This is a genomic window from Bradyrhizobium sp. SZCCHNS30572, assembly GCF_032484415.1.
Lineage (GTDB): Bacteria > Pseudomonadota > Alphaproteobacteria > Rhizobiales > Xanthobacteraceae > Bradyrhizobium.
This window is the reverse complement of the sequence record NZ_JAUESY010000001.1, coordinates 947586-967356: the sequence shown is the minus strand read 5'-3', so window position 1 is coordinate 967356 and position 19771 is coordinate 947586. Positions and strand designations below refer to the sequence as shown.

Here is a 19771-nt window from a genome sequence, read left to right as displayed (position 1 = left end):
GGCCGAAGTCCCGGCCCACTGTTCCAAATCGGTCGTAACCGAGCTGAGTTATGTCGATGGGAGGATCAACCATGCCACGAAGATACCTGCCCTATTTCGCCGCCGTTGGGTTGGCGGCGAGCCTCGCGGCTCTACCGGCCAATGCAACCGAAAAGAAGTACGATCCGGGCGCCACAGACCAAGAGATCAAAATCGGAAATCTCGCTCCCTATAGCGGGCCCGCATCAGCCTACGGCATCATCGGTCGCGTCGCTGCAGCGTTTTTCCGCAAGGTCAACGATGAAGGCGGCATCAACGGGCGGAAGATCACTTTCGTCAGCTACGATGACGCGTTCAGTCCGCCGAAGGCCGTGGAGCAGGCGAGAAAGCTGGTCGAGAGCGACGAGGTGCTCATGATCTACCAGTCGGTTGGAACGCCCTCGAACGCGGCGATCCAGAAATTCTTGAATGCCCGGAAGGTGCCGCAGCTCTTTGTCGCAAGCAATGCCACCCGCTGGGGCGATCCGGACCATTTTCCATGGACCATGGGCTGGCAGCCAAATTTCCAGAGCGAAGGGCGCGCCTACGCAAAATACATCCTGCAGAACTATCCGAACGCGAAGATTGCCATGCTCTGGCAGAATGACGACGGAGGGCGCGACGAGGCGAAGGGTTTGCGCGATGGGCTGGGAGAAAGGGCCTCGATGATCGTCGCCGAATCGTCATTTGAATTGTCGGAACCGACGATCGACGCTCACATCGCGCGGCTGAGAAACTCCGGCGCGGACATCTTCGTGTCCTGGACCACGCCGAAAGCAAGCGCTCAGGCCATCCGCAAGCTTGCAGAACTCGAGTGGAGGCCGGTCGTCTTCCTCGCAGGCGTCTCCACCTCCGTGGCGAGTGTGCTCCGTCCTGCAGGTCTGGAGAACGCCAAGGGGATCATCTCGAATGCCTATTTAAAGGACCCCAGCGATCCCGCCTGGAGCAACGACGCGGCCACGAGAGGTTGGAATGCGTTCATGGACAGGTATCTTCCAGATGGGGACAAGGCAGACCGCGTCACCGTCTATGGCTACGCCGTTGCGCACACGCTGCTCGAAGTCCTCAAGCGATGCGGCGACAACCCCACGCGCGACAACATCATGCGGCAGGCCGCGAACTTAAGGGACCTGGACGTTCCGATGCTCTTGCCCGGCATCAAGATCAATACGTCTGCTAAGGATTATTTTCCAGTCGAACAGATGCAACTCATTCGCTTCGACGGTCAGAGGTGGCAGCCTCTCGGAGAGCTGATCGACGGCGAAGTCGGAAGCGCCGGGACCAACTGAGGTGAGCTCGGTCCTGTGCTTTCCCAACGCAAATGCGAGAAGCAGATCCCATGCCTCGGCTCACGCCATCGTCGCGCGTGCGTCTGCGAGCCCTGGGAATCGGTTTCGTCGATGGCCTCAAGGTGCAGGACCTCTATCTCATGAAGCGTCGGAGAGGGGGTGACCGAGTATGCCCCGGGGGCATGCAGGTCATGGGAATTTATCGCTCGGGCGCACTCGCCGAGTACGTCGCCGTTCCAGCGGAAGCAGCACTAATCCTGCTGGATGGCACTTCCGCCGAGGCAGGGCCTCATTTTGCGCAGATATCTCACGGCCCATTCTGCGCTGACAGAGGGCGCAAGCTACAAGCTGGCGACCAGATGCTCGTCCCGCGCCCAGCCGGAGGCGTCGGAACCGCCGCGATACATTTGCGGATGATATTCGCAGGCCCGTCATTGCGGCGCCTCGACCGAAAAGAAACGAAAATCTTGCGTTCGATCAATTATACGCACTCCAATTCCGTAAGAGGCTATCATGAAAGCAGTCGTCGTCGAGAACTACGAAGCCATCGACAATGTCGCTCTAAAGGATGTGGCTCAACCGGACATAACGCCTGGGATGGTTCGTGTCCGGATACAGGCTGCAAGCGTTGGCTTTGTGGACGGCTTGAAGGTCCGGGGCCTATATCAGACCAGGGATCCCCTGCCCTTCACACCGGGCACAGAGTTTGCCGGCACAGTCGATGCAGTCGCCCCGGACGTGGAAGGCTTTGCACCAGGGACGCCGGTTATCGGTATGGCCAGATCGGGTGGGCTTGCTGAGTATATTTGCCTCCCAGCTTCAGCGCTTTTCGTCAGGCCGGAAGACGTGGCACCGGAAGTTGGCGCTTCGTTTTTTGCGAATTATCTTACAGCGCTCTATTCGCTGAAGGTGCGGGGAACGCTTCGTCAGGGCGAAACGCTGCTGGTGCTTGGCGCAGCCGGCGGGGTTGGCATCGCCGCGGTACAAGTCGCAAAGCTACTGGGCGCCTCGGTCATAGCAGCCGCATCGACTGAGGCGAAACGGCAGTTTGCGACGGCGTACGGCGCCGACGCAGTGGTGAACTACACCGTCGACGGCTGGCGTGACGAGATAAAGACTCTCACCAGTGGCCGCGGCGTCGACGTGATCTTTGACCCGGTGGGCGGTGACCTGAGTCTGCAGGCATTCCGTTCGATCGCCTGGAATGGGCGTCATCTTGTCGTCGGGTTTGCGGCCGGCAGCATTCCCGCGCTGCCGTTCAATTTACCACTTCTGAAAGGAGGCGCATTGCTGGGCGTCGACCTCGCTCAGATCGGCCGCCGCGAACCGGACGTGCGCGACCAACTGATTGCCCAGCTATTCGCCTGGTTGAGCGAAAAGACACTCCTTCCGGTCGTAGGGAAGATCTTCGCCTTTCGGGATTTCCGCGATGCCTTCAAGGCAATGACCACGCGTTCCGCACTGGGAAAGATGGTTGTTCGGATCGATTGACGATCGCCTTCGACGCTTTGCATGAGGACAACCTATGAAAGTTTCCGACGCCCTAAACTCACGAATGTCGGTCCGCGCGTTTCTGGATAAGCCGGTCCAGGGAGAGATCGTGAAGGATATCCTGCTGGCGGCCGGTCGTTCGCCTTCGGGCGGCAACCTTCAGCCCTGGCATGTCTGGGCGCTGGCTGGTCAAGAGCTCGAACGGTTCAGGTCGCTCGTCGCCGAGCGGATGAAGATCAACCCAATGGGCGAAAAAGCAGAATACAACATCTATCCACCCGAGCTGAAGGAGCCGTACAGGACCCGACGCTTCAAGAACGGCGAAGATCTTTATCGCACAATTGAAATTCCACGCGAGGACAAGGCCGCGCGCCTGAAGCAGCTCGCGAAGAATTTTGGATTTTTCGGCGCTCCGGTCGGCTTGTTCTTTGCCATCGATCGCGAGATGGAGCCGGGACAGTGGGCTGATCTTGGCATGTACTTGCAATCCGTCATGTTGCTGGCCTTCGAAAAGGGATTGGCCACTTGCCCGCAGGAAGCGTGGGCAATCTGGCACAGGACGATAGCCGAATTCATCGCTTTGCCGCCTCATCTCATGATCTTTTGCGGCATGGCTCTCGGCTACGCGGATGCTGAGCATCCCATCAACAGCCTTCGCACGGAGCGCGCCGACTTATCGGAATTTGCGACGCTTCGAGGCTTCTGACTTGCGGGGCACGATGAAATCATCGACACGACCACCTTCATGTTGGGTCTGAAGGGGCTTCGCTATCATGGCGGCACCATCCCTTCGCGAATGACCCTTGGAGCAAGGTGCTCCAAGGGTCCTGTCGTGTGCAGCGCTGGCGCTTAGACTCCAATGACAGAGCTCGGCGCAAGCGCAGGATAGCTCTTCCAAGAGCAACTTAAGGCGACATGACTCTCACGAACCGAACCGGCCTGCCCTCGAAGATCGCATCGCGGTTGCGCCTGCCTTTGGTGGCCGCTCCGATGCTCCGGGTATCGGGCGTCAACCTCGTCACGGCGGTTTGCCGGTCGGGGGCGATCGGCGCCTTTCCCACTGCCAACGCTGGATCGGTCGAAGAACTCGATCACTGGCTGAGAGCGATCGAGCATGGCGTTGCAGACTTGGGTCATCAGGCTGCACCACACTGCCCCAATTTGATCGTGCGGCAGCCGCGCTTCCAGGAAGACCTTGCTTGTCTCGTCCGCCACAAGGTGGAGATCGTCATCACCAGCGTCGGGTCTCCTGCAGCGGCCGTTGGACCGCTGCAGGATGTAGGCTGTCTCGTATTCGCCGATATCGCGTCTCTGAATCACGCAGAGAAAGCAATCAAGGCCGGGGCGGATGGGCTGATCCTGTTGAGTGCCGGGGCGGGCGGCCAGACCGGCTGGGCAAATCCATTTTCCTTCGTCCGAGCCGTCCGAGCAATCTTCGACGGACCGATCGTTCTTGCGGGCGGCGATGGCGTCGCGTTGGCTGCTGCGCAGCTGCTCGGTTGCGACCTTGCTTATATGGGAACGCGCTTCATCGCCACGCGGGAAAAGCATGGCGAGTGACGCCTATCGTCAAATGCTCATCGACAGCACCATGGATGACGTGATCTTGACGAAGGCCTTCACCGGACTCGAGGCGAGCATGCTGCGTCCTTCGATCGTCGACGCCGGTCTCGATCCCGCTCATTTGGATGAGTCCGTTTCGCAAGAGCGTGCCAAGGAGGTGTTTGGGACCAAGTCGGGCGGCCCGCGTCGTTGGGCCGAGGTCTGGAGCGCAGGCCACTCCGTGTCCGGCGTGCGCTCCGTGATGGGAGCGGCGGAATTGATCGACGAGATCGCCAGAGAATATGTAGCGTCGGTCAATTCGGATCTAGTCCGAAGCAGCAAGCAACTGCGAACGTGACGAACTGGTCCGCCGCGCGACAGTCAACGCATGATCAGCAGGCGAACCGTGTCGCAGGAAATCGTAGTTTGGCGCACGACGTCGTGCAAATGGCGGAGAGGGAGTCCGCGAGACGGCGCAAAATATCTCTTTTATTCAACTGGTTGGGAGATTCACGGACCAGCGGTTCCACAAAATTACCCTCACCCACTTAGTGGATTGGAATGGAAAAAGACGGACAAACGCGGCCAAGTCTCACAAGGCGCGAACTGTTACCAAATCTTTCTCATACCTCCAGGCTCCGACGGGTTCACGTCGAGCAGTGCTTGGAGCGAGCTCACGAGTTCCAACCGCCGACGTCCTACGGTTGTAGTAATGAGATCCCCTGTCCCAATCAACTCGTAAAGCTTCGTGCGTCCCAAGCCAGTGATCTCGCATGCTTCGTTAATCGTGCAGGTGAGCCGTAGAACGAACGGAATCGACCTCGGTTCTCCAAATGGCTTGGATGAAGCAATCGACACCCCTTCGCCTCTGTCTCCTGACCTTGCCCCCAAGTTTTATCCAGATCTGAGTTCGTTCGGGCGGTTGGATGTGCCCATCCGGGCGGTCGTAGCGGCGGGAGCTGGCGCGACCTCATATTTCTTGACGATTTACGCCTTCGCCATTGCTTATCGCCTCGTTGAGGCTCTTCAGCATAGCGCGTTTGAACAGCACCTGGATGGGCTATGAACAGCGCTCTATTTCAGCACCATCACAATAGCGACAGTTGGCTATGGCGATATCGTGCCGAAGACCGCCGCGGCGCGGTCGCTTGTGATGGGCCATTGGGCTCCTTTTTTTAATGCTACTGGGCTCGTCGGCCGAAGATCCACCGAAGTTAAGCGCCGCCTTCAGTATTCGACCACCGATTGACCACCGCTACACCGTGAACGAACGTGGAAGCTCGTGAGCCGACGCCACGAAAAACGTCAATGTTTTTCAAGACCTTCGAGCAAGCAGGCCCGCTCATAACGGCCTGGTTTCAGGTTCTCGCTGATTGCTGATCAGGGCTAGCGATTCTGGCCGCAAGATCGGCAAGATCGAGAACAATCTCCCCCCGCGGCCGACTATGCGTTGTTTCAGATCGGCAGTTGGGTGACGGGACGGCGCGGAGATCGACCGCTCGATGAAACGATTCCGAGATTTCGCGGCGTGGCCTTGTCCGTGGCGGAAAGTCACGGCCGACGACGATGCGACGTCCTCCGCCGCCCGACTATAATCCGCTGTCTTTCACAGACTGCATGACGACAAATGTCGACGTATTCGACACATGCGGAAGGCTCGAAATCTTTTCGCCCAATACCTGCCGATACCTTTTGATATCAGCGGTTCGAACCTTCAGCAGGTAGTCAAATGAACCTGCGATCATGTGGCACTCTTCCACCTCCTTGATCTTCATGACCGCCGAGTTGAACTCGGTCAACGCCTTCTCCCGTGTGTCCGAAAGCCGGACTTCCGCGAAAGCAACGTGCTCCAGTCCGAGCCGTCGTGGATCCAGCACGGCCCTGAAACCAACGATGTAGCCGTCGTCCATCAGGCGCTTCAATCGCACCTGACACGGCGTTTTGGATAGGCCGACCTGCTTGGCCAGGTCGGTTACCGACATCCGGCCATCTTCGGCCAAGGCCTGCAGAATTCGCCCATCGAACTGGTCTATTTCACTATTTTCCTGCGTTTTCGCCATGCGATTGGACCGACTTGCTCCAGATGAAAGGTCGATAATACCATATTTCGGCAGAAACAAAGTCTGAAAGCCGGAGCCGCCAATGCTATTTCTAACTCGGTTCGATCAAGCGTCAGATGAAGGCTGAGGTGATGTCCAACTCCACCATGACTGTTCTTCCGCAAAGCGACTCCGAGGCGGACCGGCATGCAGTCTTCTCCAACTTCGCTCCGCCGATCCATCCGCAGCGCGCATTGCGTCAAGCGATCACGGCGGCCTACCGGCGTCCGGAAACGGAGTGCCTGCCCCCACTCGTGGCGGCCGCAACACTCCCGGCGAGACTCCAGTCGGCGGCGACGGAGACCGCACGACGTCTCATTGAAAAGCTGCGCGCCAAGCAAACACGTTCCGGAGTCGAGGCGCTCGTTCAGGAGTACGCGTTGTCGAGCCAGGAAGGTGTGGCTCTGATGTGCCTTGCCGAGGCGCTGCTTCGCATCCCCGATACGCCGACGCGCGATGCACTGATCCGCGACAAGATCGCCACCGGTGACTGGACGTCGCACCTTGGCGGCGGACGGTCGCTGTTCATCAATGCCGCGACATGGGGACTCGTCGTCACCGGCAAATTGAGTTCGACCGTCAGCGACGGCAGTCTGGCTTCCGCACTGGCTCGCCTGATCGCGCGCTGCGGCGAGCCGGTCATACGTCGCGGCCTCGACATGGCGATGCGCATGATGGGAGAACAATTCGTCCGAGGCCAGACGATCGAGGAGGCGCTCCGCCATTCGAGCTCTCTAGAGCAACAAGGCTTTCGCTACTCGTATGACATGCTCGGCGAAGCGGCAATGACCGCCGCCGACGCCGAACGCTACTACAAGGACTACGAACACGCGATTTTCGCGATCGGACAAGCGTCCGCAGGACGCGGCGTCTATCAGGGCCCGGGCATCTCGATCAAGCTGTCCGCACTGCATCCACGCTACTCCCGGGCGCAGTCCACGCGCGTCATGGATGAACTCCTACCCAGGGTGAAGGCGCTGGCACTCCTGGCCAAGCGATTCGACATCGGCCTCAATATCGACGCCGAGGAGGCAGAACGGCTCGAATTGTCGCTCGATCTTCTCGAACAGCTCTGCCTGGATACGGACCTCTCAGGCTGGCATGGAATGGGGTTTGTCGTACAAGCCTACGGCAAGCGCTGCCCATTCGTACTCGACTACATCGTCGATCTTGCGCGCCGCGCCGGCCGCCGCATCATGGTCCGCCTCGTCAAGGGCGCCTATTGGGACGCTGAGATCAAGCGCGCCCAGGTTGATGGGCTGAACGGGTTTCCCGTCTACACGCGCAAGGTCTACACGGACGTCTCCTACATTGCTTGCGCCAGAAAATTGCTCGCAGCACCCGACGCGATCTTCCCCCAGTTTGCGACCCACAATGCCCAGACCCTCGCCACGATCTACTATATGGCCGGTCAGAATTTTCAGCCCCGGCAATACGAGTTCCAGTGTCTGCACGGCATGGGCGAACCGCTCTATGAAGAGGTCGTCGGTGACGCCAAGCTCAACCGCCCTGTGCGGATCTACGCACCGGTTGGCACGCATGAGACCCTTCTCGCATACCTCGTTCGGCGCCTGCTCGAAAACGGGGCGAACTCCTCCTTCGTCAACCGCATCGTAGACCCGAACATATCGGTCGACGACCTCGTGAGCGATCCCGTGGAAGCCGTCAAGGCGATGGCGACGATGGGCGCACAGCACAGCAAGATCAAACTGCCGGCCGAGCTGTTTGGAAGCAGTCGAACGAATTCGGCAGCCCTTGATCTGACCGATGAAGCCATCCTCGCGTCGCTCACACGCGCGTTGAAGGCGAGCACCGGCATCGAATGGAAGGCGACACCTCGACTCACGACCAACGAGGCGAGCGCTCCAGCACGTCCGATCTGCAATCCCGGAGATCGCCGCGACATCGTCGGCTGGGTGACTGACGCATCGGACGACGATGTGCTGCGGGCGACTGAGCAGGCTTCCGCTGCAGCCGCGAGTTGGGCGTCCGTACCACCGCCGGAGCGCGCCGAATGCCTCACCCGGGCTGCCGATTTCATGCAAGATCGGATGCCCACCCTTCTCGGCCTGATTTCGCGTGAAGCCGGCAAGTCGTTGCCGAATGCGATCTCCGAGGTGCGCGAGGCGATCGATTTCCTGCGCTATTATGCAGCGGAAGCACGCCGCACCCTCGGCCCGGCTCAAAAGCCGCTTGGTCCGGTCGTTTGCATCAGCCCGTGGAATTTCCCGCTGGCGATTTTCATCGGACAGATCTCAGCCGCACTGGTCGCCGGCAATCCGGTGTTGGCAAAACCTGCCGAAGAAACCCCGCTGATCGCGGCCCAAGGCGTTCGCATCCTGCATGAAGCGGGTATTCCGGCCGACGTCCTGCAACTGGTGCCGGGTGATGGCCGCGTCGGCGCCCTTCTGGTCGCCTCGCCGGCGATCTCGGCCGTGATGTTCACTGGATCGACCGAGGTCGCGCGTCTGATCCAGTCGGAGCTTGCAAACCGACTTTCGATGGAAGGTCGGCCGATCCCATTGATCGCAGAGACCGGCGGGCAGAATGCGATGATTGTCGACTCTTCGGCGCTTGCAGAACAGGTCGTCGGTGACGTGATTGCATCGGCCTTCGATAGCGCTGGCCAACGCTGTTCGGCTCTTCGGGTCCTTTGTCTCCAGGAAGATGTTGCGGATCGCATTCTGAACATGCTGAAAGGCGCAACGCGTGAGCTGACCATGGGGCGCACAGACCGCCTGTCGGTCGATGTCGGTCCGGTCATCACGTCGGAAGCAAAGAAGACGATCGAGGAGCACATTGAGACGATGCGCGGCTTGGGTTGCGCGGTCGAACGGATCGGCCAGAGCGCGGACACCACCAATGGCACGTTCGTATCTCCAACGATTATTGAACTCGATAGGCTCTCTGATCTGACACGGGAAGTCTTCGGACCTGTTCTTCACGTTCTGAGATACCGCCGTGAAGATCTCGATGCCCTGATCGACGACATCAATGCAACGGGCTATGGCCTCACCTTTGGCCTGCATACACGTCTGGACGCAACGATCGCGCACGTCACACATCGCGTCAAAGCAGGAAACATCTACGTGAACCGCAATGTGATTGGCGCTGTCGTCGGTGTCCAGCCATTTGGCGGCCGCGGACTGTCCGGTACGGGCCCCAAGGCCGGCGGCCCGCAATATCTGGGGCGACTTGTCACGCCCTCCCCGATCGCGCTGCAGCCCAGCTCCAACAACACCAACACGGCGCTTCTCGATTGGGCGAAGTGGCTTGAGGACAAGGGGGCGAACGCGGCCGCCGACGCGGCTCGTTATTTCGGTCAAGTCTCCGCGCTCTGGCATGAGGTCGAGCTCCCCGGGCCCGTCGGTGAACGCAACGTCTACGCGTTGCATCCGAGAGGCCTCATCCTTTTGGCACCCGAAACGGTGACCGGCCTCTATCATCAGCTTGGCGCAGTCATCGCCACCGGCAATCACGCGATAATCGACGCTGCATCGGGATTGCAGAGCTCGCTGGCGGGGCTACCGCCACACTTGGCCGGCCGCGTGTCCTGGTCGACCGACTGGGACGCTCACGGTCTCTTCGGGGGCGCCCTGGTCGAGCGCGGGGTCGAGCGCGTCCAGTCCGTCTGCAAGCGGATCGCCGCCATCCCGGGACCACTCGTGCCGGTTCAGGCAGCTTCAGCAAACGAAATTGCCCGAAATCAGAATGCTTACAATATCCAATGGCTGCTGGAGGAGGTGTCGACGTCGATCAACATGGCCGCGGCCGGCGGCAATGCGAGCCTGATGACGATCGGGTAGGACGTCGAGCGCACGCGCTTCCCGCGCGTGCACTTCGAGATGCGATCGCAGCAGACGTACGTCCTGGCCAAGCAGCCTGAAGATCGACGCCGCTACACAGCCTTGTACTTGCGGGCGAGCGCAGCGCTTCCGACGATGGTCATCATCAGCGTGACGGCGAGCAGGATGAAGGCGAGAGCGGCGCCGAAAGGCCAGTTGCTGACACGGTTGAACTGATCGTAGACCGCCGGGGCCATCATCTGGAACTGTGGCCCTCCCAGCAGGACGGGGGTGGCATAGGCGTTCATGCTCAGGATGAACACCATGACCCCACCTGCAATGACGCCGGGCATCGCCAGCGGCAGGACCACGCGCCGAAACACGGTGAACGGCCGCGCCCCGAGATTGGCTGCGACCTCCTCTGTCTGGCGCGGAATGCCCTCGATCACCGCGGAGAGGGTCAGAACCATGTAGGGCAGGACGATGCCGATGATGCCGATGACCACGGCACCGGGGGTATAGAGCAGTTTCAGGGGAGCCGTGCCGAGGCCTGCGCCCTGCAGCGTGGCATTGATCAACCCGTCATTTCCCAGCAGGGCAATCCAGCCTGCCGAACGAACCACGTTGCCGACCAGCAGCGGGAACATCGTGAGGATGGTCACGAGGCTCTTGAGCTTGCTATCCATCCGCGACAGCCAGTAGGCCGCAGGAAACGCGAGGATCACCGTGACCAGGGTGCAGAGGACGGCGACGCCCAACGTCATCAGCAGGACGCGCTGATAGTAGGGGTCGGCCACCGCGCGCAGATAGTTCTCACCGGTCAGGGCCTCGATCATCAGCGAGGCCGCGTCAAAATGGTTCAGAGAGATGCGGGCCATCATGACCATCGGCGCGACAAGGAGCACACAGACGAGAAGACCGGCAGGCAGGATGAAGATCGCCATATCGCGCCTCAGCCCTTGAAATCTTTGTTCCAGAAATCGAGAAAGGCGGCCTGCTGCTCCACGAGATAGGTGAAGTTCGGCGTCCAGAGGCGCGCCCGCTCGGCCTCGGAGAAGTTGATCTGCTTGTCGAGCTCGGGCGGCAGCGGTGCGTCCGTGACGGTCGGGACGTATCCCATCTTGGTGGCAAAGGCGATTTGCGACGAGGGCTCGAGCATGGAGTTCAGATATTTGAAAGCATCTTCCTTGTTGCGTGCGTTCTTGGGAACCGCAGCCTCATAGATCGTCGGGAAAGCCCCCTCTTCGGCGATCACATGGCCCAGCGGGATCCCGGCCTGTTTCCACATGAAGCCCCGCGCGGCCGCGATGATGGTGAACCAGATGTCCTCGGATTTCAGGGCCGCGGCGACGGCTTCCGTGGAGGCCAATACCTTCACGTCCAGGGACCGCCATTCCATCAATTTCTTCTTGGCGGGCTCGAAGTCGTTCATTGAGCCGCCGCCGGCGATCGCGGCAAACGCCATATTGGTGGTGAAGAGGAAATCGGAGAGGCCGACCCTGCCCCGATATTTCGGATCCCAGAGATCGTTGATCGACCTGGGCGGCGTGGGCACGCGGTTCGTGTTGTAGACGATGGTATGGGCCGAATAGATATGAGGAATGGAGTTCGGCTTGCGCAGGAACGGCAGCACTTTGGCGGTCCGCGGCACGACCTGCTCCGAGACGCCTTCGAGCACGTCGCGCTGAGCGGCGGCGAACATGTCGAAATCTGCGAGACAGGCGACATCCATGCTCCCGCGCCGGCTCTGACGCTCGGCGAGCAGCTTGGTCCGGCGCGGAACAGGGCTGGATACGTCCTGAAGAACGTCGATACCCGTCGGCTTCATGATGGCGATGTCAACGCTTTCGCGCAGCAGATCGCCGAAGTCTCCGCCCCAGGTCCCAACGGTGACCTGGCGGCTTTGGGCCGATGCCATGCCTGGCAGCAGAGCGGCGGCTGAGGCAGCGCCGAGAAATCCACGACGGGTGAGTGCGGTCATTGTCGTAACCTTCTGGATTGGATTTTCTATTTTCAGGCGAGGATCAGCCGTGCAGCAGCCGGCTCCCAGTTCACGCGAACCACGTCTCCGGTCTTGAGCTGACGCATGGCATCGCCGGCGGCCGGCGTCGCTCGAATGGCGGTGAGCGCTACGCCGTCGAGTTCGAGCCGGTACTCGGTTTGAGCACCGAGATAGAAGATGCCGGAGATCCGCGCGGGAAGTCCGACAGCGTCGGGAGCGGCGTGGACCGCGACGCGCTCCGGCCGCAGAGCCAGCACACTGGCATTGCTGGGAGCCGCCGCGACATCGCAGGGCAGCAGGCTGCCGCCTGCGCTTCGCAGCGCCTGGCCCTCGATGGTGCCGGTGATGATGTTGCAGCGTCCGACGAAATCCGCGACGAAGGCATCCGCGGGCTGCTCGTAGAGCTCTTCAGCGGTCCCGATCTGCCGCACGCGCCCGCTTTCCATCACCACCAGACGGTCGGACATGGTCAGCGCCTCCTCCTGATCGTGCGTCACCATCAGGGTAGTGAGACCGAGACGCTGCTGCAGGGCGCGGATCTCAGTACGCACATCGGCGCGCAGCTTGGCGTCGAGATTGGACAAGGGCTCGTCCAGTAGAAAGACGGCGGGATTGATGACCAGCGCTCGCGCAAGCGCTACGCGCTGTTGCTGGCCGCCCGACAATTGGCGTGGCATGCGATCCGCCAGATGGTCGAGCCGAACCAGCTTCAGCGCCTCGGCGATGCGCCGATCGCGGTCGGCGCGATTGACCTTGCGCATTTCGAGGCCGAACCCGACGTTGTCGGCGACGCTCATGTGCGGAAAAAGCGCGTAGGATTGGAAGACCATGCCGGTCTGGCGAGCGTAGGGCGCGGTGCGCGTGACGTCCTGCCCCGCGATGACGACGCGGCCGGCGGTCGGCTCGATGAAGCCGGCGACCATCCGCAGCGTAGTGGTCTTGCCGCAGCCGGAGGGGCCGAGCAGCGAAACCAGTTCACCTTCGGCGATCGCGATGTCCGCGCGCTCGACGGCGACGGATAGTCCGTATTCCTTGCGCAGTCCCTCGAGACGGAGCGTGCCCACGGTGTATCCTCCTCAAAGGGTCAGACGACCCGGGACAATTTCACGAAACGGTCGGTGACGAGCATCAGCGCCGCGACGACCAGGATCTGCACCGTCGCGACCGCGGCAAGGGTCGGATCCATGCGGAATTCGAGATAGTTGAGCATCGCGACGGGCAGCGTGGTCTTGCCAGCGCCCACCAGGAGCAGGGTCAGCTCGAGGCTCTCGAAGCTCTGGATGAAGGAGAACATGGTCGCCGCAACGATCCCCGGCCGCAGCATCGGCAAAGTCACGCGGCGAAACACGGTCCAGGGGCGCGCGCCGAGATTGGCGGCCGCTTCTTCGGCGATGGTGTCCAAGCCCTGCAGGCTGGCGGTCACCACCCGCACCGTCCAGGGGATGGTGAGCAGGACGTGGGCCGCGATCAGGCCCGGCAGGGTGCCGACGATGTCGAGGTCGAGCCTGTTCTCCAGCTTGAGATAGAACAGATACAACGCCGTTCCGGCGACGATGCCGGGCACCGCCAGCGGACCGAGCAGAAGCGTATTGATGGCCGACTTCGCCGCGATGGTGCTGCGCGACAGCGCAAGCGCCGCTGCCGTGCCGAACGCGACGCCAATTGCGGTTGCGATCAGCGCCACTTGCAGGCTGAGCAGAAAGCCATTGGCGAATTCGCGCCGGGTCCAGGCATTGAAGTACCAGCGAAAGGTCAGGCCGCTCGGTGGAAACGACACGATCTCGTCGCGGAAGAAGCTGGTCATGATCACCATGACCACTGGCGCAAGCATCAGCACATAGGCGATCGCCACCAATGTGCGATGAGCGAGACGGCTCGACGTCATGGCCCGCCCCTCCGTGCCTGCTGAGCTGCGAGGAGAAATGCCGGGACGACCATTTGCGCCAGCATTTCAACGATGGGCAAATGCCCGTCGTGAAAATGCCCCGCCTCGTGCAGCAGGTTGATCTGGCCGATGACTTCGCTGTTCCAGCGCACGGGCATGTTCAGGATGCTTGCGCATCCGAGCGCGAGGATTTTCTCATGATCAGGAAAGTCGCGTGCAATGTCGCTGGCGTTTCGACCAATATAGGGCACGCCCGACATGAGCACGCGGCGCATGGTGGGGGCTTCTTCCAAGGCCTTTGAACCCTGGGCCGGAAACCGATCCGGCGCGCTGCTATAGAGCCGATCGGCGACACCGTCCGCCGGCCGGTAGAGCAGAGCCGTAAACAGCTTGTGGCCGACGGCCGCGGCGAGCAGGCGGTCCAGCACGCGCAGGCTCGCGCCGGGCTGGTCCCGCTCGGCCAGCGCAGTCGCCAATGCCGCGAGCGGCGCCATGGAGCTACTATACTGAAGCGCGTCGCGGGTGCTCATGCGCCAGGTCCCCGGCTTGCAACAAGCGGAAGATGCAGTGCCGATGGGCGCTCGCCGCCAAACGCCACCGTGAGGAGCGGAGGCCTGCCGTGCGGCACCTGCGCGAAATGATCGGCGTCAGCGCCGGCAATCGACAGACGGATGCGGCTGCCGGCTGCGAAACGCCAGGCGGTCGGCAGCAATGGAATGCGGATGCACTCCCAGGCGCCGGGGACCAGCGGTGCCGCATCGGCCCGCGAGAAGCTCCGGAATGGCCAGGTGGTGCTATAGCTGTCCGGCGCCGGGGTTTCCTTGCGGTGCAGAGCCCGCAGCAGTCCCTCGGTCACGTAGCGCTCGGTGCCATCCGCTTCGATTTCGCTCACATAGACGAACAGCGCCGCATCGGGCTCGCTGGAGGATAGCCAGATATCCGCAACGCCATGACCGGCGAGCTCCATGGCCTCGACCAGGGGCGCCGAGGTGTAGCTCAGCATCCGATCGGTGCGTCCTTGCCAGTCGGTGTAGTAGCTCCGGCTATCGACGCCCGCGATGCGCTCAAAGCGCGTCTGCTGCCCCGTGCCGAGGGTGAAGTCGACCTTGTAGGACTCCGCGCCGCCATGGGTGGCGGTGTCGCCGAGACCGTGGCCGGACGTGAGGAACAGTGTCCGCTGCGCTTCAATCGGCGGCCAGGCGCGAGACGCTCGCCATGCCTGCGCATGGAGGGAAAAATAGTGGATCGGGGCCTCGTTCTTAAGGCCTGTGTCCCACCCGAGAAGATAGGTATCGAAGAATCGCAAGACTTCGCCGAGAAGCGGGAAATCCACGACCTCGGAGGTCCGCCAGGGCGAGATGTCGATCCGGGCGCCATGGTCCCAGGGGCCGAGCAGGAGATGGCGCGGATTGTCCTTCATGGTCAGGAAGCGCGAGATCGCACCATTCATGTAGCCGGCCCCGTCGCACCAGCCGGAGACCGACAGGATCGCCACGTCGCGCCGCACGCCCGCAGACAACGCATAGGGACTGAACGAGGCAGAGCTGAAGCCGGGATCGTAGACAAGCGCTTCTTCGCGGAATTTGAACTCCGCCATGAAATCGGTCTGGCGGAAGTTCGCCAGATGCTCACGGACCGCTTCCCGCACCAGAACGCCGTCGGTATCCGCATCGACCGGCTGCGGGCCTTCGAAATCCGGATTGCTGTAGTAGGAGAACTTCTGGAGCACGTCGCGCCGATCATGATCCAGGCCGATGAGCAGCTCATCATAGATCTGCGTCAGCGACGTGACCTGAAGGCCGCCCGGGAAGTAGTTGTCGGTGTAGGTGTCCCACACCGAAAACAGCGGCGCGATGGCCTTGACGGCCGGATGACCCGTGCTGGCCAGGAAGTCCGACGCCGCGCCGAGATAGGACACGCCGGTGGCGCCGATGCTGCCGTTGGACCAGGGCTGGGCCACGATCCAATCGGCAATCTCGCGGCTGTCCTCGCGCTCCTTGGGGGAGCGGAAGCTGTCGCGGGTGCCGAAGCTGGCGCCCGTGCCACGGACATCGACCACCACCACCGCATACCCGCGTGGCACGAAGAAATCGCGGAACTTACCGGTGTTGGGATTGACCTCGCCACTCCCGCCCGGCCGCAGCTTGAAGCGGCGATAATACGGGGTGAACAGAGCGATCGTTGCGAACGATTTGTCGGGTGCCGCGCCGTCGATGGCTTCGGGCAAATAGACGTCCACGGCAATGCGGCAACCATCGCGCATCGTGACGTAGCACGAGACAGGCTCCGTCAAGCGGGACGTCACTGGTCGACGCTCAACATAGTCGCCCGGGGCCATCTGCCAGGCGCGATCGGTTTCGGCACACACGGTCATTGCGGCTCTCACATGCCCATCATTTGGGCTTCCACTTGAGCTGCAAAGAAACATTGCAAATTTCATGCGTCAAATGCGTAATATGTCGTATTATATGCGGAATGCGCATTCAGGAGCTGGATTTGCCCAATCACCGTGGTCTGGAAGCCCTCCGGGCGTTTGTGGAAACAGGGTCCGTGTCGCGGGCGGCCGAGCGGCTGGGGCGCACGCAGCCCCAGGTCGGGCGGCTGCTCAGCGCGCTGGAGAAGGAGGTGGGCTTTCCTCTGTTCGGACGCGACAGCCGTCCTTTGACGCTGACGCGCGAGGGGCGGGAGTTTTACGCCCATGCGGAGCGCGTTCTCCTTGGCCATGATGGACTGCAACGTTTTGCGGTGCAGATGAGCCGCGGAACGCGCCATCATCTGCGAATCCTCACTGCTCCCTTCATTGCTCACGCCATGGTTGCCGATGCCGTAGCCACCGTGGCCAAGCGCTCTCCGAACTTCACGGCTTCGATCGAATCCCGGGTGCGCCTGGATATCGAGACCTGGGTCGGCCAGGAAACCTTCGATCTCGGGGTCACCATCCTGCCGCTCTCGCATGCGGCTTTCGGGACCGAGGAGTTCCTGCGCGTCGAAGCCATGGTCGCAATGCGCCCGGATCATCCGCTCGCGGCGCAGCAGATCGTGACCTTCGATCAGTTCGCCGCCGAGGACGTCATCGTCACGCATCCGCGCTCGATCCTGCGACAACATCTCGAACGCCTGAGCCGTGAAGCCCGCAAGCCGTTAAAGGTGCGATTTGAAGCCACCAATGGCGTGATCGCCTGTCAGCTCACCGGGAGAGGACTCGGATGTTGCCTGTCCGACCCCTTCGTCGCCCGCTCCAGCGGTGTGCCGGATCTGGTTCTCAGGCCATTTCGTCCGGCCTTTCCGCTCCAATACGGCTTCCTGCATCCCATCTGGCAATCCCGTTCGCCGATGGTCGTCGAGCTGGCTGCGGAAATCAGCGGGGTCGCCAAGTCTCAGTCCGAAGCATTCCTCCAGGCCCCTCGTTGAGCCGCCCAATCAGGCTGTTCTGACGCCGGTGCTTGTAAGGTGCCGGCCGTATTCTGGCTTCTTTTCTCGAGACCCCAGCGGCGAAATGCCTGCTCCACTGAGAGAAACTATCTAAGAAAGACGCCATGGTCCGCGAACCTGTTTCGCACCAGAACCAGGCGCAAAAAGCACGATCAACCTGAACGAAAGCTAGCAAGAGCAAGGAAGCTGATCGCTCGGTCGCCGGCTCGCAGCATAGAGAAGCTTGCCGCTCAAATGGTAGTTGATTGGTCATCGGCTTCTTGCGTCCGCTAAGCGGATCTGACGAAGTTTCAATTTGATCCTTCAGACTTCATCGCAAACCCTGGTTGAAACTCGCTAAGCGAGTCGAGACGTGCGTTGCCCGGCTGTTGACGATGATTTCCGCGCTCGCTTGCTCGATCTGGTGAACGAAGTAGAGCGTAACTCCTCGAAATCGAATGAAATTTCTGCGGAACCAACGAACCTCATCAATACCCTGCCGCTCATAACGGTCTGGTTGCAGGTTCGAGTCCTGCCGGGCCCACCACGCTTCGTCCTTCGGGCTACGCGTGGCGCAGCCATGCGGAGACCGAGGAGCGAGAGAAAGCGAAGACGGACTGTCGCCGAAGTCGGCTTCCGCGCCAGAAATGCCGACGCAAGCGTTCGTCACTTCCAGCCGCGCACAATATCGAGGAGGGCCGGAGCCGACAGTGCAGCGAAGGCACCGATCGCGGCGACCTTGTGCTCGTCATACCATCCGGCCTGGTGAAGTAAATTGAGCGATCCGATTGTCTTTCCGTTCCAGCGCACGGGATAGTTGACGGCACTTTCGCAGCCGAGCGACCGGATAAGCTCATGATCGAAGAATGCGCGCTTCATGTCTTCGTAGTCGTAGCAGATGCGCGGCTTACCGGTCAGCACGATCTCCTTGTAGAATGCGCTTGATCGATCGATGGGCTTGCTTCCGCCGACGGGATAGGCCCCTGGCTGGTTGGAATAGTAGCGCTGGTTCTGCCCGACATCCTCGTTGAGCACCAGAACGGTGAACAGCTTGTGTCCAACCGTTTGCGCCAACGCGAGGTTGAGGCTGGCCAGAATGACATTGGGCTGCCCCGGCTCTGTCCCCGCCCGCGCAACCTCGTCTATCGCAGCCAGACGAACCTTCGAATCAGGCGCGATGCTCGCCTCCGTCGCGGCCCGAGCTGAACCGCATATCGGCGTCGCAAGAACCGTCCCCAGTCCTCCTGTCAATAGGCCACGGCGCGCGAAGACCGGTGAGCTGATCGACAGCATTGCGTATCTCCTTTCCATCAAAAATTGACAATAGAAGCTTCTCTCCCGAGAGGCGCCAACGACCGCGGAGCGGAATCCAGATTGAAACATTCACGCCGGCGCAAGTCGCTCCGGCGGAGCACGAGACAGCTTGCCGTAGCGCCGAGCGAAACCAACGCTCCCGAGCACGGTGAAGGCCATGGTGAAGATCAGAAGCAAGAACGCCAACGCCGCTCCCATCGGCCAGTTGTTGCTCCTTATGAACTGGTCGTACACGGCAGGCGCCATCATCTTGAACCTGGGACCGCCCAGGAGAACCGCAGTCGCGTAGGTGTTCATGCACAGAACGAACACAAGCGTGCATCCAGCTGCGACGCCCGGCAGCGCGAGCGGAAGAACGATGCGCCGAAAGACCACGACCGGGGACGCTCCGAGGTTGGCGGCCGCTTCTTCCAATTGGAGGGGAATACTCTCGATCACCGACGAAATGGTTATGATCATGTACGGCAACACCACCGCAATGATGCCGAATACGACCGCTTTCGGCGTATATATGAGTTGCATAGGCTGTGCGATCAGACCCAGCCGCGCAAGTCCCCAGTTGATGAGACCGTCGCGATCGAGCAATGCCATCCAGCCCGCGGACCGGACCACGTTGCCCACAAGCAGGGGAAACAGAGTAGCGATCAGAACGATGCTCTTCCACCGGCTCTCGATGCGTCCCAGCCAATAGGCTGCCGGAAATGCGATGATGAGCGTGACCATCGTACACAGCAGCGCAATGCCAAGCGTCGTGAGAACGATCTGCTGATAGTACGGATCGGTCGCTGCGCGTAGGTAGTTGCCGGCGGTCAGCGCCTCTACCATCATCTGCGTCGGACCTAGCTCGTTCAACGAGATCCTGAACATCAGAACGAGCGGACCGACGAGCAAGCCGAGAATGAGAAGACATGCGGGAACGAGCAGGATCGCCATGA

General features: G+C 61.1%; 15 protein-coding genes and 2 pseudogenes. 7 read left to right on the top strand and 10 right to left on the bottom strand.

The window, feature by feature from the left end; translation table 11 throughout:
- Nucleotides 1–71 precede the first annotated feature (71 nt).
- From QX048_RS04790 to QX048_RS04775, 4 genes and pseudogenes are all read left to right on the top strand, one after another.
- Entirely contained in the window at nt 72–1307 is a 1236-nt protein-coding gene (locus QX048_RS04790; protein WP_315754090.1) for an ABC transporter substrate-binding protein, read from the top strand.
- Between the two features lie 513 nt (nt 1308–1820).
- Nucleotides 1821–2798: an NADPH:quinone oxidoreductase family protein gene (locus QX048_RS04785; RefSeq protein WP_315754088.1), complete on the top strand. Its 978-nt coding sequence runs from the start codon at nt 1821–1823 to the stop codon at nt 2796–2798.
- Nucleotides 2799–2907: 109 nt separating this feature from the next.
- Nucleotides 2908–3504, top strand: coding sequence for a nitroreductase (locus QX048_RS04780; RefSeq protein ID WP_410051205.1), 597 nt, complete (start codon nt 2908–2910; stop codon nt 3502–3504).
- 209 nt (nt 3505–3713) lie between these two features.
- A pseudogene (locus QX048_RS04775) lies at nt 3714–4698 on the top strand (NAD(P)H-dependent flavin oxidoreductase).
- 251 nt (nt 4699–4949) lie between these two features.
- Here the strand turns inward: QX048_RS04775 and QX048_RS35205 are convergent.
- Complete coding sequence (locus QX048_RS35205) at nt 4950–5198, bottom strand: helix-turn-helix domain-containing protein (RefSeq protein WP_409998687.1); 249 nt, start codon at nt 5196–5198, stop codon at nt 4950–4952.
- 223 nt (nt 5199–5421) lie between these two features.
- Between QX048_RS35205 and QX048_RS35200 the strand changes: the two are divergent.
- Nucleotides 5422–5589 (top strand): annotated as a pseudogene (locus QX048_RS35200) (ion channel); the annotation flags it as partial.
- Between the two features lie 340 nt (nt 5590–5929).
- Here the strand turns inward: QX048_RS35200 and QX048_RS04770 are convergent.
- Nucleotides 5930–6400, bottom strand: a complete 471-nt coding sequence (locus QX048_RS04770) for an Lrp/AsnC family transcriptional regulator (RefSeq protein ID WP_315754084.1) — start codon at nt 6398–6400, stop codon at nt 5930–5932.
- Nucleotides 6401–6546: 146 nt separating this feature from the next.
- Here QX048_RS04770 and putA point away from each other — a divergent pair, with 146 nt between their 5' ends.
- On the top strand, nt 6547–10245 hold the full coding sequence (gene putA, locus QX048_RS04765) for a trifunctional transcriptional regulator/proline dehydrogenase/L-glutamate gamma-semialdehyde dehydrogenase (RefSeq protein ID WP_316172773.1): 3699 nt from the start codon (nt 6547–6549) through the stop codon (nt 10243–10245).
- Nucleotides 10246–10337: 92 nt separating this feature from the next.
- On the opposite strand, the gene QX048_RS04760 is transcribed toward putA, so the two are convergent.
- From QX048_RS04760 to QX048_RS04735, 6 genes are read right to left on the bottom strand one after another with little or no spacing between them, the layout of a single operon-like run.
- Nucleotides 10338–11168: an ABC transporter permease gene (locus QX048_RS04760; RefSeq protein WP_315828350.1), complete on the bottom strand. Its 831-nt coding sequence runs from the start codon at nt 11166–11168 to the stop codon at nt 10338–10340.
- An 8-nt stretch (nt 11169–11176) separates the two neighbouring features.
- Entirely contained in the window at nt 11177–12205 is a 1029-nt protein-coding gene (locus QX048_RS04755; RefSeq protein ID WP_315828349.1) for an extracellular solute-binding protein, read from the bottom strand.
- Between the two features lie 32 nt (nt 12206–12237).
- The gene (locus QX048_RS04750) at nt 12238–13290 is read right to left on the bottom strand and encodes an ABC transporter ATP-binding protein (RefSeq protein ID WP_315754078.1); all 1053 of its coding nucleotides are present in this window, start codon (nt 13288–13290) and stop codon (nt 12238–12240) included.
- Nucleotides 13291–13310: 20 nt separating this feature from the next.
- Entirely contained in the window at nt 13311–14111 is an 801-nt protein-coding gene (locus QX048_RS04745) for an ABC transporter permease (protein WP_315754076.1), read from the bottom strand.
- Entirely contained in the window at nt 14108–14641 is a 534-nt protein-coding gene (locus tag QX048_RS04740) for a GAF domain-containing protein (RefSeq protein WP_315754074.1), read from the bottom strand. The genes QX048_RS04745 and QX048_RS04740 overlap by 4 nt, the downstream gene beginning before the upstream one ends.
- Nucleotides 14638–16404, bottom strand: coding sequence for a CocE/NonD family hydrolase (locus tag QX048_RS04735; RefSeq protein ID WP_315754072.1), 1767 nt, complete (start codon nt 16402–16404; stop codon nt 14638–14640). Before QX048_RS04735 ends, QX048_RS04740 begins: the two co-directional genes overlap by 4 nt.
- Nucleotides 16405–16586: 182 nt before the next feature.
- Here QX048_RS04735 and QX048_RS04730 point away from each other — a divergent pair, with 182 nt between their 5' ends.
- The gene (locus QX048_RS04730; RefSeq protein ID WP_315754070.1) at nt 16587–17522 is read left to right on the top strand and encodes a LysR family transcriptional regulator; all 936 of its coding nucleotides are present in this window, start codon (nt 16587–16589) and stop codon (nt 17520–17522) included.
- A gap of 666 nt (nt 17523–18188) precedes the next feature.
- Here QX048_RS04730 and QX048_RS04725 read toward each other — a convergent pair.
- Nucleotides 18189–18815, bottom strand: coding sequence for a GAF domain-containing protein (locus QX048_RS04725; RefSeq protein WP_316159595.1), 627 nt, complete (start codon nt 18813–18815; stop codon nt 18189–18191).
- 90 nt (nt 18816–18905) lie between these two features.
- Entirely contained in the window at nt 18906–19769 is an 864-nt protein-coding gene (locus tag QX048_RS04720) for an ABC transporter permease (RefSeq protein ID WP_315754067.1), read from the bottom strand.
- Nucleotides 19770–19771: the final 2 nt, after the last annotated feature.

What these genes read in the sequence shown, in the direction of transcription:
- QX048_RS04745 (WP_315754076.1), bottom strand. Translation starts at nt 14,111, where the DNA reads ATGACGTCGAGCCGTCTCGCTCATCGCACATTGGTGGCGATCGCCTAT.
- QX048_RS04760 (WP_315828350.1), bottom strand. Translation starts at nt 11,168, where the DNA reads ATGGCGATCTTCATCCTGCCTGCCGGTCTTCTCGTCTGTGTGCTCCTT.
- QX048_RS04720 (WP_315754067.1), bottom strand. Translation starts at nt 19,769, where the DNA reads ATGGCGATCCTGCTCGTTCCCGCATGTCTTCTCATTCTCGGCTTGCTC.
- QX048_RS04785 (WP_315754088.1), top strand. Translation starts at nt 1,821, where the DNA reads ATGAAAGCAGTCGTCGTCGAGAACTACGAAGCCATCGACAATGTCGCT.
- putA (WP_316172773.1), top strand. Translation starts at nt 6,547, where the DNA reads ATGACTGTTCTTCCGCAAAGCGACTCCGAGGCGGACCGGCATGCAGTC.
- QX048_RS04740 (WP_315754074.1), bottom strand. Translation starts at nt 14,641, where the DNA reads ATGAGCACCCGCGACGCGCTTCAGTATAGTAGCTCCATGGCGCCGCTC.
- QX048_RS04730 (WP_315754070.1), top strand. Translation starts at nt 16,587, where the DNA reads ATGCGCATTCAGGAGCTGGATTTGCCCAATCACCGTGGTCTGGAAGCC.
- QX048_RS04790 (WP_315754090.1), top strand. Translation starts at nt 72, where the DNA reads ATGCCACGAAGATACCTGCCCTATTTCGCCGCCGTTGGGTTGGCGGCG.
- QX048_RS04755 (WP_315828349.1), bottom strand. Translation starts at nt 12,205, where the DNA reads ATGACCGCACTCACCCGTCGTGGATTTCTCGGCGCTGCCTCAGCCGCC.
- QX048_RS04770 (WP_315754084.1), bottom strand. Translation starts at nt 6,400, where the DNA reads ATGGCGAAAACGCAGGAAAATAGTGAAATAGACCAGTTCGATGGGCGA.
- QX048_RS04725 (WP_316159595.1), bottom strand. Translation starts at nt 18,815, where the DNA reads ATGCTGTCGATCAGCTCACCGGTCTTCGCGCGCCGTGGCCTATTGACA.